Source organism: Amycolatopsis sp. NBRC 101858 (assembly GCF_030269325.1).
Lineage (GTDB): Bacteria > Actinomycetota > Actinomycetes > Mycobacteriales > Pseudonocardiaceae > Amycolatopsis > Amycolatopsis ponsaeliensis.
The window spans coordinates 1761173-1775103 of the sequence record NZ_BSTD01000001.1; the positions used below are offsets into that span (position 1 = coordinate 1761173).

Below are 13931 nucleotides of genomic sequence, written 5' to 3' on the forward strand. Positions count from 1 at the left end.
CCCGATGTCGTTCGTTTCGCCACTGTTCCTGTGGTACTTCATGCCGGCGGTGCTCATCGCCGTGCTGGTGTGCCCCCGGACGTGGCGGAACGGCATCGTCGCGGTCGGCAGCCTGCTGTTCTACACGATCGGCGCCGGGCCGTTCGTGCTCCTGCTGCTCGGCTGCATGGTCGTGAACTTCCTGGCCGGCCCGCTGCTGGCCCCGGACCCGTTCGACCTCGACGGCGGCCGCCGGCGCAAGATCCTCATCGCGGTGGTGTCGCTCGACGTCACGGTGCTGCTGATCTGGAAGTACGCCGGGTTCGCGACGCAGCAGATCGCGGCCGTCGCGCACTGGTTCGGCGGCAGCGTGCCGGTGGCGAGCCTGGTGGTGCCGATCGGCATCTCGTTCTACACGTTCCACCACATTTCGTACGTGGTCGACATCTACCGAGGTGAGCGGCAGGCGCTGCGCAACCCGGTGTCGTTCGCGGCGTACATCGCGATGTTCCCGCAGCTGGTGGCCGGCCCGATCGTCCGCTACCGCGAGATCGCCGACCAGCTGCCCCAGCTGCGCTCCCACCGCCTCGACGACCTGGCGGCCGGCTTCCCCCGGTTCGCGCTCGGGCTGTGCAAGAAGACGATCATCGCCGACTCGCTGAGCCCCCTGGTCGAGGCGTGTTTCAAGGTGCCCCCGGACCAGATGACGTTCGCAACGGCGTGGCTCGGCGCGATCGGCTACACGCTCCAGCTGTTCTTCGACTTTTCCGGCTATTCGGACATGGCGATCGGCCTGGGCCGCATGCTGGGCTTCAGGTTGCCGGAGAACTTCGCGAGGCCGTACTCATCGGTGACGATCACGGAGTTCTGGCGCCGCTGGCACATGAGCTTGAGCCGCTGGTTCCGCGACTACGTGTACATCCCCCTGGGCGGCAACCGCCACGGCGCAGCGCGCACGTACCGGAACCTGTGCATCGTGTTCGTGTTGACGGGCTTCTGGCACGGAGCGCAGTGGACGTTCCTGGTGTGGGGCTGCTACCACGGGGCGTTGCTGGTGATCGAGCGCCGCTTCGGCCTGGACCTGGACCCGGCGGTCCGCTGGAAGAGGTACGCGCGCAGGGCGTTGACCATGCTCCTGGTGGTGTTCGGCTGGGTGTTCTTCAGATCGGCCGACCTGGGCCACGCCCTATCGATGATCGGCCACATGCTGATCCCCGACTTCGAAGGCCTGGGCACAGGAGTAGAGCAGGCATTCACGAACCAGAGGCTGGTGCTGCTCCTGGCGGCCCTGGCGGTGTTCCTCCTCCCGGCCCACCCGGTAACAGGACCGCTCCTGGAGTCATCGAGAAGCAAGCCGGCAACGGCATTGCGCATAGGCGTGATGACGGTAGGCCTGCTGTACGCGGCAATCCTGATCGCAACAGGAACATTCAGCCCATTCTTGTACTACCAGTTCTAGAGCGACGGCAGACCACCAAAACGCAAGCCGGCCGACCACACCACCCCACCGAACCGATAAGCAGCGACCTCAGCGGCCGGCGCGCCGGGTCAAGGCATCTTTCCCGCCTTGACGCGGTGCGCCGGCCGCTGAACAATCGAGCGTTCGGGTCGAGGGGGTTACTCAACCAACAAGACGCAGCCAAGCGTCAGCAAGAGCCCCATGCCCAGCCGGAGTCGGATGGATCCCATCGTCAGACCACCGTCCCGGATCCTCCCCCACCAGCGAACCAAACATCCGGTCCGCAGCAAGAAGCTGCGCACCGTACTCCCCGGCCAACTCCCGAACCACCCGGATCTTCGCGTCCAAATCAAAACGCCATTCCTCACGCACAGCGTCATCGATGACCACAACCCGCTCCCCATCAACACCATGAAGAACCCGCTCGACCACACCCTTGACCGGCACCAGGAAAGGCTCGATGAGGACCAGTTCCGTCCCCCGGGACGCGAGCGGAGCGAGCAGCCGGTCATAACACGCCGCAAACTCCTCAACCGGAATCACCCGGCCACGCGGGTCCAACGTGTGCCACCCCATGTCATTGACCCCGACGAGGATCGACACGACGTCCGGCTCAGCGTCGAGCACGTCGGCCTGCCACCGGGCCTCCAGATCCATCGCCTTGTCGCCGGCATGACCGCTGTTCAGCCAGGTCACCGGGCACCCGGGGTGCCGGAAGCACCACTCACCCGCGATCAGCAGCGGGTAGCCGCACCGGTCCTCGCCCGGGGGTCGCCAAAGGTCGGTGATCGAATCGCCGGTGAACATCACGGTGCTTCCGGGCTTCAGGTTGATCGTCATGTGCCGAGCGTCGCGCCCGCAACTGGCAGGGAACGCACACGCCGCTGGTTGCGACCTGGCAGCATGATCGGCGAACAGTCAGAAAGGCACCAGGGATGACCGAGCTGTCCAGGGCACCGGGCGTGATCCCGTACGTCGACCACCACGACGGCCCCCGCCGCCTGCTCGCGCTCGAAATCCCCCACCTCGGCCACACCGTCCGCGCCTACGCCCCCATCGCGAGCATCGACGGCCGCCAGTACGTCGTCTCCTGGGGTTCGGTCTCCTTCGAGATCCCCGCCGATCGCAACGTCCACGTCAGCGTCCACCTGCACACGAACAGCGGCCGCGACTACACGATCACCCCGTTCGCCTCGACCATCGTGCCGCCGCACCCCGCGCCGGTCCGGCTGGTGGCCCAGTTCGCACCGAGCCACAGCCCCGAAGGCGCGCTCGTGCCCGTCGCCTGATGCTCGCGACCCGGTTCCTCTTCCTCACCCGCCACGGCGAGGCGGCGCCCAACGGCGTGCTCACCGAAGCCGGGCAGCGGCAGGCGATCCTCCTCGGCCGGCGCCTGCGCGACGTGCCGGTCACGGCCATCCACCACGGCCCGCTCCCGCGCGCGAGCGAGACCGCCCAGCTGATGGCCGCCCAGCTGCCCGGGGTCGCCGTCCACGAAGAACGGGCCGCGGGCGACTTCGTCCCGTACCTGCCGATGCGCGAGGAACTCCCCGAGACTTCCGGGGACCTCCTGCTCGCGTTCGCCCGCCAGCACCCGCCGGCCGACGAAGAGCTCGCCGCCGAGGCCGAGCGCCGGTTCACCGGGCCCGTGCCGGCGGCCGAGCCGCGGTACGACGTCGTCGTCACGCACAACTTCCTCGTCGGCTGGCTCGTGAGCGCCTCGCAGGACGCGCCGCGCTGGCGGTGGCTCGCGCTCAACCACGCCAACGCCGGGCTCACCGTCATCCGGTACTCGCCGGGCCGGCCGGCGGCGCTGCTGACCTACAACGACCTGAGCCACCTGCCCGCCGAGCTGCGCTGGACCGGCTTTCCGCCCGACTTCTACGTTCCGTAGCCGGCGAACGCGGAGCGTCGCAGCCGCCGAAAATGACTCTCGCCCGAATGGCCGAGCCTGACACGATGGCCGGATGAGTCCCGTTCCGTCGCCCACGTCCGTTCGGCTGAGCGACTACCTCGCCGCGGACGACGTCGTCGATCACGAACACCCCTCGATCCGCGCCCGGGCCGGCGCCTTCCGCGAATCGGCTGAAGATCCCGTCGAGCGCGCGAAAGCCGCGTTCCTCTTCGTCCGGGACGAGGTCGAGCACGTGATCGACGCGGGCGATCCGCGCGTCACCTGGCGGGCGTCGGACGTCCTGCGCGAGCGCGTCGGGATCTGCCACGCGAAGGCGCACCTGCTCGCCGCTTTGCTGCGCGCACAAGGGATCCCGGCCGGGTTCTGCTACCAGGAGCTCTCCGCGCTGCACGGGCTGAATGCCGTGTACCTGCACGGCAGGTGGTCGCGCCTCGATGCCCGCGGCAACCGGACGGGTGCCGGTGGGGAGTTTTCGCTCGGCGAGGAGAAACTGGCCTGGCCGGTGGACTTCGCGCGCGGCGAACGTGATCACCCGGAGATCCACCCGGCGCCCGCACCGGTCGTCGTCGATTTCCTGATGACCGCCGAACCCGGCCCGGGCTGGTACGAAAACGGCCTCCCGGCCGCCCTTTGAGCCGGGTTTTCCGCGATTTTCGGAAAACTCGGCAACCTGGTTAATTATTGCCGAGAGTGACGTCTGTCCGTCAGCACTGTCCCCCGAACTTCTTATTTCGCGGGTCCCGTCAGGCGCGTAAAGTGACTCCCCGCACTCGAACAGACACTTTGGGCATTCGTCCGTTCGGGTGGTCCGAGGGAGGTGAAGCAAGTGGCCGCGGATGGCGGATCCCGCCGCCGTACCCCACTGCAGGAGATCTTCTGGACCAGGACGAGCTTGCTCCTCACGGTGCTCGTCGTCGTCGCCGGCCTCAGCCTGTGGCTCGCCGGCCTGATGGACCCCGGCACCGGGAAGAACCTGGTGACGTCGCTGGGCACCGGCACCCTGATCTCCGCGATCGTGGGGTTCGGCACCACGCTGATCACCGCCAGCGCTTCGCAGAAGGCGCTGGTGACCCCGGTGATCGAGGAAAGCCGGCGCGCGCTGGAAGACCTGAGCTCCGAATACCGCGCGCTGAACAAGGAGTTCTTCCCCACCGACGTGTTCGAGGCGACCACCGACCCCGACCCCGCGTTCAACCGGGCGCTGATGGCCGACCTCGACGCGACCCGGCAGTACTTCTTCCGCGGCTTCTCCGGGCGGCACGCGGCCGCCCGCCTGCTGCTTTCCCGCACCGAGCGCGAACTCCGGGCCGTCATCGCCGACCCGCGCGACGCCGGCGCGATCAGCGGGCGCGCCCGCTACCTGCTGCGCCGCGAAGCCGGCGACGTCGACTCGGACCAGATCCAGACCCGGCTCGACGAAGAGATCCGGATCGGGCTCGTCGGCCTCTTCCTGGCGCGCAGCCGCTGCGCGCAGGTCGACATCACCGTGGTCGCCGACCCGCCGCTGGACCGGCTGGAGATGTTCGACGACAGCGTGTGGGTGTCGCTCTACAGCGACGTCCGCGGGGCCACGAAGCTGTACCCGCGGACCCTGCGGTTCACCGAAGGTTCCTTCCTCTACAACATGGAGCGCGCCGAGTTCGTGCGCGTCTCGCAGTCCCGGACCGGCCGCCACTTCCGCATCACGTCCGCGACGACGCGGACGGATTTCCTGGCGCTGTTCGAAAAGATCACCGGATCCCCCTTGTCCGAGGAGCAGTTCCGTGAGCTGGAAAGCAAGTTCCACGCCTTCCGCACGGAGTTCTCCGAAGTCGCCGAGCTAGGGAGCTGACCTTGCTCACCCGCCTGTCCCCCCTGTCCGAACTGGCCACGCGCCTGCGCACGGCCCGGAACCCGCTCGCCGCCGACTGGCTCGCGGTCGACGAGTGGTTCCGCCCCTGGGCCGCCCAGTCCGGCCTGCGCGACGAACTGCGCTCGCAGCTTCGCACGCTCTCCACCGCGGAATCCGTGAAAGTACTGCGCTCGTCCCGGGAAACGACAACGCACTTCGCCTGGTGCCTGCTCGATTCGCCGTCCGACCCGTTTTCCTTCTGGCTGCACGAATACAAGGCGCAGGAGGACTGGCGGGAAGGCTACGCGGATTCCGTGCACAACCACAGGTACCACTTCTGCACCACCATTCTCCGGGGTGACTACCGCCACGAGAAGTACGAGACGACGATCGACCCCGGCACCGGCTTGATCAATTCCGCGAGACGGCGGCGCAGCACCGTCTGCGGCGCCGGGACCAGCATCACCATGCTGGCCGACGAATTCCACCGCATCCCCGAAGCGGCCGACGGCACGATGACGTTCCTGGTGAAATCACGCCCGGTGAGCAGCTTCAGCCTTTCTTTCGACCCCGCCACGGGAATCGGCCACCGTCACGTTCCGGTGGAGGTCCGATTGGGGGAATTGGCCGACCGCATCTAGCTACACACCGCCGTCAGCGGCGCTTACCATTACTCCACCCGTCTGAACACCACGGCCGGGATCGGAGAGGTGTATGCGCACGCAGGAAAGCACGATCGACCATGTCATCGTCGACGCCGTCGAAAACCGGGTGCACCGGCTATGCCGCCGCTATGCCGAACGGCTGCCGTTCCACGGCTGGCACCACGTGAGCTTCGTCCGCGCGAAGGCGGCCGGTTTCGCCGAGCACAACGGCGCCGACCGCGCCGTCGTCGAGGTCGCGGCACTGGTGCACGACGTCAACTACCTGGTGCTCCGCAACTCGCCCGCGGCGGCGGGCCGGAGCCTGCGGCTGGAGATCCTCGCGGAGTGCGGGGTCCCTGGCGACGTGGCGCGCTGGATCGACGGCATCATCGACGAGGCCGAAATGGCCACGCGCGGCCGTGACATTTCGCTGGAGGCACAGGCGTTGAGCGACGCGGACACGCTGTTCAAGGCGCTGCCGGTGACGCCGGTGGTGCTCGCGCACCGGTACCTGCGCGAGAACGGGCTGAGCCTGCGCGAGCTGGCGCACAAGATCGTCGGCGAGCAGTGCGACGTCCACGACGAGGGGTACTACTTCTACAACCCCGAGGCGGCGGCGACGTACTCGCGCTGGGCGATGGCGAACCTCCAGCTGTGGCAGTGCATCAAGGAGGCGGTCGACGACCCGACGGTGGCCGAGCTGCTGGACGCGGTCCACGCCGTCGACGCGCTGGCGTCCTAGCTCTGGCCGTACCCCCGGAGCCGGTCGACGACGTTGGCCACCTCGGGTGGCGGCAGCAGGCTCGGCCGGCCGGCGCTCTGCGCGAGCAGCCAGACGCGGCAGGCCCACTCGAGCTGCTGGGCCCGTTGGTAGGCGGCCTCGAGGCCGTCGCCGTAGGTGAGGGTGCCGTGGTTGGCCATCAGGCAGCCGCGGCGCCCGTCCAGGGCGTCGAGGACGGCCGCGGCGAGCTCGGGGGTGCCGTACGTGGCGTAGCGCGCGACACGCACGGAGGGGCCGATCGTGGCGAGGATGTAGTGGATCGGCGGCACCTCGCGCACGAGGGTCGAGACGGCGGTGGCGTGCGGCGAGTGCGTGTGGACGACGGCGGTGACGGGCTCGCGGTCGGGATCGCGCACGTCCCAGTAGACCGACAGGTGCATCGGCAGTTCACTGGTCGGCTTGAGCGAGCCGTCGACGACCTGGCCGCCGAGGTCGACGACGGCGACATCGCCCGGGGTCATGCTGGAGTAGGGGACGCCGGTCGGGGTGACGGCGACGAGGTCCCCGGCCCGCACGGAGACGTTCCCGGAAGTCCCGACGACGAGGCCGTCTCCGACCATCCGGCGCGCGTAGGCGCACACGGCGGCCCGCTCGGTCTCGAGGATCATGCGCGGGTCCCGTCGTCTCGTGGGTGATCGGCAGCTGAGCTGAACACTGCCAGCCACCCACGAGCTTCGGCCACCTCCCCGGCCGGGGGATTTATCCGGGTTCGAAAAATGGCCCGGCGCCCCTCGAAGATCCGAGGGGCGCCGGCGTCTGGGGAAGGTCAGGCCTTCGCCGGTGCAGCGGGCGGAGCAGCCGGGGCCTTCGCCTGCGCGGCGGGAGCCGCCGGAGTCTTCCCGGCAGTGGCAGGAGCAGGAGCCTTCCCGGCAGCGGGAGCGGCGGGAGCCTTCGCGGCAGGAGCTGGAGCCGGCTTGCGGTCCCCGTTCCCGGCCGCCGGAGCCTCCTCCACCGGTGCCAGCAGCCGCATGGCTTCCTGGACCGCCACGTCCGTCGCCGCGATCCGCTCGGCGACCTTCGTCCGCAGGTCCAAAGCCAGCTTGCGGTTCTGATCCGCCGTCGCCTGCGAAGCCCGGGCCGACTCCAACGCCGCCTCGGTCTCCTGCTTCTTCTTCGCGTGCTCCTCGTCGAACGACTTCTTCCGCGCCGCCAGCTCGTCCGCCGCGACCCGGTCCGCCTCCGCACGGGCCTCCGCCGCGGCCGCCTCGGCCGCCGCGTCCGCTTCCTTGCGGGCCCGCTCGGCCGCCGCGGCCAGCTCGACCCGCTTCGCGCCCGCCGCCGCGTTCAGCTTCTCGATCTCGCCCTTCGCCTCCGACTTCAGGCGGGCACGCTCCTCTTCCGCGTCCTTCGCCAGCTTGTCGGCCGTGCGGCGGGTCTCGTGCGCGTACTTGTCCGCCTGTTCGCGCGTGGACGCCGCGTCGGCCTCCGCCGCCGCTCGCAGGTCGGCGATCTCCTCCTCGGCGAGCTGCATCATCATCCGGACGCGCTCGGCCATCGCGCCGGCGCCGGACGGGCTGGCGCTCATCCGCGCGAGGGCGGCCTTCGTCTCCGCCAGCTCTTTCTGCGCGTACGCGAGCGCCTTCGAAAGATCCGACGCCGTCGCGGCGGACTCGTCGCGGCTGCGCGCCGCGTCGCGGACCTCCTTGGTCAGCTCGGCGAGACGCTCGTCGACCTGACGCTGGTTGTAGCCGCGGACACCCACGGCGAATGTCTTCGAGGTGGACTGGGACTTCTCAGGCGCGACCATGCGGGCCACCTTAATGAGCAAGGGACCTTCAGGACGTACCGCCAAACGGATGCATCACGAATTTGGGAACCCCCGGTAACACATGGCATTCTGACCTCCGTTGACCAGCGGTTGACGCGAGGAGGCCACTGTGGACGCACCGGCTGTCCTCGCGGACATCGGCGAGCACTGGCACGTCTACGCCACCATGCCGCTGATCGCCGCGTTGATCGGCTACCTGACCAAGCGCGTCGCCATCGAGATGATGTTCCGGCCCCTCGAGTTCACCGGCATCCGGCCGTTCCTCGGGTGGCAGGGCGTGATCCCGGCCAACTCGCGGCGGATGGCCACCACCGCCGTCGATCTGCTGACCCGCAACCTCGTCGACCCGCAGGAGATCTTCGCCCGGCTCGACCCGGAGGAAATGGTCAAAGAGCTCGAAGCTCCCCTGCTCAAGGCCGTCGAAGACGTCACGCGCGAGGTCATGGAGACCCACCAGCCGCGCCTGTGGGAACTGCTGCCGGCGCGGGCGCAGCGGCTGCTCGTCGACCAGGTCCGCGCGCAGGCACCCGAGGTCGTCAAGCGGCTGCTGCGGGAGGTCTCGACCAACATCGACGACGTCCTCGACGTCAACGACATGCTCATCAACGCGATGGTCCGCGACAAGTCGCTGACGTGCCGGCTCATCCGCGAGGTCGCCGCGCCCGAGTTCAAGTTCATCGCGCGCTCGGGCATCTGGTTCGGGTTCGTGATCGGGCTCGTCCAGTTCGTCGCCTGGGCGCTGACGAAGGAACCGCTGATCATGCCGATCTTCGGTTTCGTCACGGGCTTCGTCACGGACTGGCTCGCACTCAAGATGATCTTCTACCCGCGCGAGCCCCGCGGGTTCGGCTTCTTCCGCTGGCAGGGCATGTTCCAGAAGCGCCGCCAAGAGGTTGCCGCGGACTACGGCGCGCTGATCGCCGACGAGGTCCTCACCGTGCGGAACGTGATGGAGGCCGTGCTCACCGGGCCGCGCGCGGACAAGCTGTTCGCGCTGGTCACCCGCGAGGTGCAGCGGACGATCGACGCGCAGGCGAGCATCGCCAAGCCGCTCGTCGCGCTGACCATGGGCGGCAAGCAGTACCAGGAGATGAAACGCGCGGCGGCCGAGAAGGCCATCGCCTACCTCCCCGAAACGGTGAAACACGTCGAGAGCTACGCCACCGGCGCGCTCGACGTCCGCAACACGATCGTCGACAAGATGCAGCAGCTGACGCCGCTGGAGTTCGAAGGCATCCTGCGGCCGGCCTTCAAGCAGGACGAATGGAAGCTCATCGCGGTCGGTGCGGTCATCGGCGGGCTGGTGGGTGAACTCCAGGTGCTGCTCCTGCTGCACTGATCAAGGGCCGATAGCGTGCGCGAGTGGACTTCAGCTCGCACTGGCAGGTGTACGTCACCATGCCGTTCATCGCGGCGCTGATCGGCTACGTCACCAAGCGCGTCGCCATCGAGATGATGTTCCGGCCGCTCGAGTTCACCGGGATCAAGCCGTTCCTCGGCTGGCAGGGCGTGCTGCCGGCGAACGCCGAGCGCATGGCGGCGACGGCCACCGAGATGCTGACTACCACCCTCGTCGACCCCAAGGAGATCTTCGCCCGGCTCGACCCGGCGCAGGTCGCGAAGGAGATCGAGCAGCCGCTGCTGCGGGTCGTCGAGGACGTCACCCGCGAGGTGATGGAGACCTACCAGCCGCGGCTGTGGGAGGTGCTGCCGAACGGCGCGCAGCAGCTGCTGCTCAAGCGCGTCCAGGCCGAGGCGCCGAAGGCGATCACCAAGATCATGCGCGAGATCGCCGACAACATCGAGGACGTCCTCGACCTCCAGCACATGGTCGTGACGAACCTCGTCCGCGACAAGGCGCTGCTCAACCGGCTGATCCGCGACATCTCCCGCCCCGAGATGCGGTTCATCGCCCGCTCGGGCATCGGGTTCGGGTTCATCCTCGGCTGCGTGCAGCTGGTGGTGTGGGCACTGACGAAGTCGCCGATCGTGCTGCCGGTGTTCGGCCTGCTCATCGGCTGGTTCACCGACTGGCTCGCCCTCAAGATGATCTTCCTGCCACGCGAGCCGCGCCGGTTCTTCGGCGTCTACACCTGGCAGGGCGTCTTCCAGAAGCGCCGTGACCAGGTCGCCGCCGACTACGGCGACATGATCGCGCGCGAGATCATCACCATCCCGAACCTGCTGGAAGCGGTGCTGCGCGGGCCGAAGTCCGACCGGCTCTTCGCGATGATCACCCGCGAAGTGCAGAAGACGATCGACGCGCAGGCCAGCGTCGTCAAGCCGTTCGTCGCCATCGCCGTCGGGACGAGGAAGTTCCAGGAGCTGAAGCAGACGGCGGCGGCGAAGGCCGCGGAGCGCGTCCCGGAGACGATCCGGTACGCCGAGAACTACGCGATCAACGCGCTCGACGTGCGGAACACGATCGTCGACCGGATGAAGAAGCTGAGCGCGCTGGAGTTCGAGCAGCTGCTGCGCCCGGCGTTCCGGCAGGACGAGTGGAAGCTGATCGCCGTCGGCGCGGTGATCGGCGGGCTCGTCGGCGAGTTGCAGGTGCTCGCGCTGCTCGGCTAGCCGGTACGGTTTCGCTCTCGGGATGAGGAGGTCGGGATGGACGCTGTCCTGCACGACCTCGCCCTGCACTGGCCGCTGTACGCGGCGATGCCGTTCATCGCGGCGCTGATCGGGTACGTCACCAAGCGCGTCGCGATCGAGATGATGTTCCGGCCGCTGGACTTCCTCGGGATCAAGCCGTTCCTCGGCTGGCAGGGCGTCGTCCCGAAGCACGGCGGGCGGATGGCGGCGGTGGCGACCGAGCTGCTGACGGCGAACCTGCTGGACCTGCGCGAGGTCTTCGACCGCGTCGACCCGGTGATCATCACGGCCGAGCTGGAGCAGCCGCTGCTGCGCGCGGTCGACCACATCGCGCGCGAAGTGCTGGCCGAGCACCACCCGCGGCTGTGGGAGGTCATGCCGACGCTGGCCCAGGAGATGCTGATCAAGCAGGTCCAGGCGTCGGCGCCGCGGCTGGTCCGGGAGTTCCTCGACGACGTCCGCGAGAACCTCGACGAGGTGCTGGACGTCCAGCACATGACGGTCCAGCGGCTGACGCGGGACAAGGCGCTCCTGGTCCGGCTGATCCGCGAGACGTCCCGCCCGGAGATGGCGTTCATCGCGCGGATGGGCATCTACTTCGGCTTCGGGCTGGGGCTGGTCCAGACGATCGTGTGGGCGTTCACGCGCGAGCCGTGGGTGCTCCCGGCGTTCGGCGGCGTGATCGGGCTGTGCACGGACTGGCTGGCGATCAAGCTGATCTTCGTCCCGCGCGAGCCGGTCCGCCTCGGCCGGGTGATCTTCCAGGGCAAGTTCCAGCGCCGGCGCGCGGAGGTGGCCCGGCAGTACGGCGAGCTGATCGCGAACGAGGTCCTGACGGTCCAGAACCTGCTGGACGCGGTGCTGCGAGGTCCCCGGGCGGATCGGCTGGCGGCGATGGTGGAGCAGATGGTGTCGTCGGCGGTGGACGCGCAGCTGCCGTTGTCGTTCGCGGTGGGTGGCACGCGGCTGCGGGAGATGAAGCACGCGGCGGCGGTGAAGGCGCTGGAGCAGCTGCCGGACACGGCCCGGTACGCCGAGGGGTACCTGACCGAGGCGATGGACGTGGCGAAGATGATCGAGCAGCGGATGCTGGCGTTGACGCCGTTGGAGTTCGAGGGACTGCTGCGGCCGGCGTTCCGGCAGGACGAGTGGAAGCTGATCGCCGTGGGCGGGGTGATCGGGTTCGTGGTCGGGGAGCTGCAGGTCCTGCTGATGCTGGGTTAGGCCACCGGAGCCAGTTCGGCCGGTGACTCCACCGCGCGCACCCGCGTCCGGCGGTCGCGCTGCCAGGCGATTACCCGGCAGACCACGTAGATCAAGAACGAAATCGCCGTCACGAACGCGCTCACCGGCAGGCCCGGCGCCAGTGACAGCACGATCCCGCCCAGCGCCGACACCTCCGCGAACACGATCGACAGCACCGTCGCCTTCCAAGGCGACGCCGTCACGCGAGCCGCAGCCGCAGCCGGCGTCACCATCAAAGCGACCACCAGCAGCGACCCGACCACCTTCACGCTCAACGCCGTCGAGACGCCCACCAGCAGCGCGAACACCACCGTCAGCGTCTTCACCGGGACCCCGCGCGCCACGGCCACGTTCCGGTCCACCGAAGCGAACAACAACGGCCGGTACACCAGCGCGAGCACCGCCAGCACCACCACCGACGACACCACGAACAACGTCAGGTTCGTCGAGTCGATCGTGATGATCTGCCCGGTCAGGATCCCGAACTTGTTCCCGGACCGTCCTTTGTAGAACGACAGGAACAGCACGCCCATGCCGAGCCCGAACGACAGGATCACGCCGATCACCGAGTCGCGGTCCGCGTCACGCGCGCCCAGGATGCCCAGCAGCAGGGCCGCCACCACCGCGCCGATCAGCGCGCCGTACTCGACGCCGATGCCGAGCAGCAGGGCCGCCGCGCCGCCGGTGAACGCCAGCTCGGACGTCCCGTGTACCGCGAACGACATGCGCCGCATCACGATCAGCGGGCCCAGCACCCCCGCCACCAGGCCGAGGATCGCCGCCGCGAGCAGCGCCGTCTGGACGCCGTCGAGCTCGGTGATCAGCTCCCACGTCTTGCCGAAGTCGAACAGATCCAAGACTCAGCCCACTTGCTCTTCGACGTCGTGTTCGTGGTGGTGCGGCTCTTCCTCGCACAACGCGCTCTGCGCGCCCGCGATGTGGATCTGCCCGCCCACCTTCAGCACCTCGACACGGGTGCCGTACAGCTCCGACAGCGTTTCGGTGGTCATTACCTCGTCCGGCTTGCCGATCCGGAACGAGCCGTTGACCAGGTACAGCACCCGGTCGACGAACGGCAGGACCGGGTTGATCTCGTGCGTCACGAACAACACCGCGGTGCCGGCCGTGCGCCGCCGGGCGTCGATCAGCTCGCTGATCGCGCGCTGGTGCGCCAGGTCGAGGGACAGCAGCGGCTCGTCGCAGAGCAGCACCTCGGGGTCGCCGACCAGGGCTTGCGCCACCCGCAGCCGCTGCTGCTCGCCGCCGGACAGGCGCCCGACGGGCTGCTTCGCGTACCGCGTCGCCCCCACCGCTTCGATGGCTTCGGAAACCCGGCGGCGCCGGGCCGCCATGCCGAACAGGCCCGGGCCCCAGCGGTGGCCGTCGAGGCCCAGCCCGACCAGGTCGACGCCGCGCAGCGTCAGCGACTCGTCGATCGCGCGCTGCTGCGGGATGTAGCCGACCTTGCGGTTCGCGCCGCCCGGCCGGCCGCCGGCTATCTCGACCACGCCCGCCGACAGGCCCTGCATGCCGAGCAGCGCCTTGAGCAGGCTGCTCTTGCCGGAGCCGTTCGGGCCGAGCACGGCGAGGAACTCACCCGGCTCGACGACGAGGTCCAGCCCCGACCAGAGCGTGCGGGGACCGAACGCGAGCCCCGCACCACGGACCCGGACCGCGGGGCGCACGTCGTCGGAAACGGAGACTGGAGGCATAC

General features: G+C 68.8%; 15 protein-coding genes. 10 read left to right on the forward strand and 5 right to left on the reverse strand.

What is annotated here, in order from left to right; translation table 11 throughout:
* Positions 1-4: 4 nt before the first annotated feature.
* Positions 5-1438, forward strand: coding sequence for an MBOAT family O-acyltransferase (locus QSK39_RS08445; protein WP_285477061.1), 1434 nt, complete (start codon positions 5-7; stop codon positions 1436-1438).
* A gap of 162 nt (positions 1439-1600) precedes the next feature.
* On the opposite strand, the gene QSK39_RS08450 is transcribed toward QSK39_RS08445, so the two are convergent.
* Entirely contained in the window at positions 1601-2278 is a 678-nt protein-coding gene (locus QSK39_RS08450; RefSeq protein WP_285477062.1) for a GDSL-type esterase/lipase family protein, read from the reverse strand.
* Positions 2279-2373: 95 nt separating this feature from the next.
* Between QSK39_RS08450 and QSK39_RS08455 the strand changes: the two genes are divergently transcribed.
* The 6 genes from QSK39_RS08455 (at position 2374) to QSK39_RS08480 (ending at position 6570) form a co-directional block, all read left to right on the forward strand.
* Positions 2374-2727: a hypothetical protein gene (locus QSK39_RS08455; protein ID WP_285477063.1), complete on the forward strand. Its 354-nt coding sequence runs from the start codon at positions 2374-2376 to the stop codon at positions 2725-2727.
* Positions 2727-3332 carry a histidine phosphatase family protein gene (locus QSK39_RS08460; RefSeq protein WP_285477064.1) on the forward strand — a complete coding sequence of 202 codons (606 nt, stop codon included), beginning with the start codon at positions 2727-2729 and terminating at the stop codon, positions 3330-3332. The genes QSK39_RS08455 and QSK39_RS08460 overlap by 1 nt, the downstream gene beginning before the upstream one ends.
* Before the next feature lie 73 nt (positions 3333-3405).
* On the forward strand, positions 3406-3987 hold the full coding sequence (locus QSK39_RS08465; protein WP_285477065.1) for a transglutaminase-like domain-containing protein: 582 nt from the start codon (positions 3406-3408) through the stop codon (positions 3985-3987).
* Positions 3988-4170: 183 nt separating this feature from the next.
* Positions 4171-5184 carry a hypothetical protein gene (locus tag QSK39_RS08470; protein WP_285477066.1) on the forward strand — a complete coding sequence of 338 codons (1014 nt, stop codon included), beginning with the start codon at positions 4171-4173 and terminating at the stop codon, positions 5182-5184.
* A 2-nt stretch (positions 5185-5186) separates the two neighbouring features.
* A complete protein-coding gene (locus tag QSK39_RS08475; RefSeq protein WP_285477067.1) occupies positions 5187-5825 on the forward strand; it encodes a hypothetical protein in 639 nt (212 codons plus the stop codon).
* 73 nt (positions 5826-5898) lie between these two features.
* Positions 5899-6570, forward strand: coding sequence for an HD domain-containing protein (locus tag QSK39_RS08480; protein ID WP_285477068.1), 672 nt, complete (start codon positions 5899-5901; stop codon positions 6568-6570).
* Here QSK39_RS08480 and QSK39_RS08485 read toward each other — a convergent pair.
* Together QSK39_RS08485 and QSK39_RS08490 are read right to left on the reverse strand one after the other, a co-directional pair.
* On the reverse strand, positions 6567-7217 hold the full coding sequence (locus QSK39_RS08485) for a class II aldolase/adducin family protein (protein ID WP_285477069.1): 651 nt from the start codon (positions 7215-7217) through the stop codon (positions 6567-6569). The two genes, QSK39_RS08480 and QSK39_RS08485, sit on opposite strands and share 4 nt — an antisense overlap.
* 158 nt (positions 7218-7375) lie before the next feature.
* On the reverse strand, positions 7376-8356 hold the full coding sequence (locus QSK39_RS08490) for a hypothetical protein (RefSeq protein ID WP_285477070.1): 981 nt from the start codon (positions 8354-8356) through the stop codon (positions 7376-7378).
* Positions 8357-8486: 130 nt separating this feature from the next.
* Between QSK39_RS08490 and QSK39_RS08495 the strand changes: the two genes are divergently transcribed.
* The 3 genes from QSK39_RS08495 to QSK39_RS08505 are packed head-to-tail and all read left to right on the forward strand — an operon-like array spanning position 8487 to position 12196.
* Positions 8487-9716: a DUF445 family protein gene (locus QSK39_RS08495; protein ID WP_285477071.1), complete on the forward strand. Its 1230-nt coding sequence runs from the start codon at positions 8487-8489 to the stop codon at positions 9714-9716.
* A 59-nt stretch (positions 9717-9775) separates the two neighbouring features.
* Positions 9776-10951, forward strand: coding sequence for a DUF445 domain-containing protein (locus QSK39_RS08500; RefSeq protein WP_285477964.1), 1176 nt, complete (start codon positions 9776-9778; stop codon positions 10949-10951).
* Positions 10952-10987: 36 nt separating this feature from the next.
* Complete coding sequence (locus tag QSK39_RS08505; protein ID WP_285477072.1) at positions 10988-12196, forward strand: DUF445 domain-containing protein; 1209 nt, start codon at positions 10988-10990, stop codon at positions 12194-12196.
* Here the strand turns inward: QSK39_RS08505 and QSK39_RS08510 are convergent.
* Both QSK39_RS08510 and QSK39_RS08515 read right to left on the reverse strand, forming a co-directional pair.
* The gene (locus QSK39_RS08510; RefSeq protein WP_285477073.1) at positions 12193-13074 is read right to left on the reverse strand and encodes a metal ABC transporter permease; all 882 of its coding nucleotides are present in this window, start codon (positions 13072-13074) and stop codon (positions 12193-12195) included. The two genes, QSK39_RS08505 and QSK39_RS08510, sit on opposite strands and share 4 nt — an antisense overlap.
* Before the next feature lie 3 nt (positions 13075-13077).
* Complete coding sequence (locus QSK39_RS08515) at positions 13078-13929, reverse strand: metal ABC transporter ATP-binding protein (protein WP_285477074.1); 852 nt, start codon at positions 13927-13929, stop codon at positions 13078-13080.
* Positions 13930-13931 lie beyond the last annotated feature (2 nt).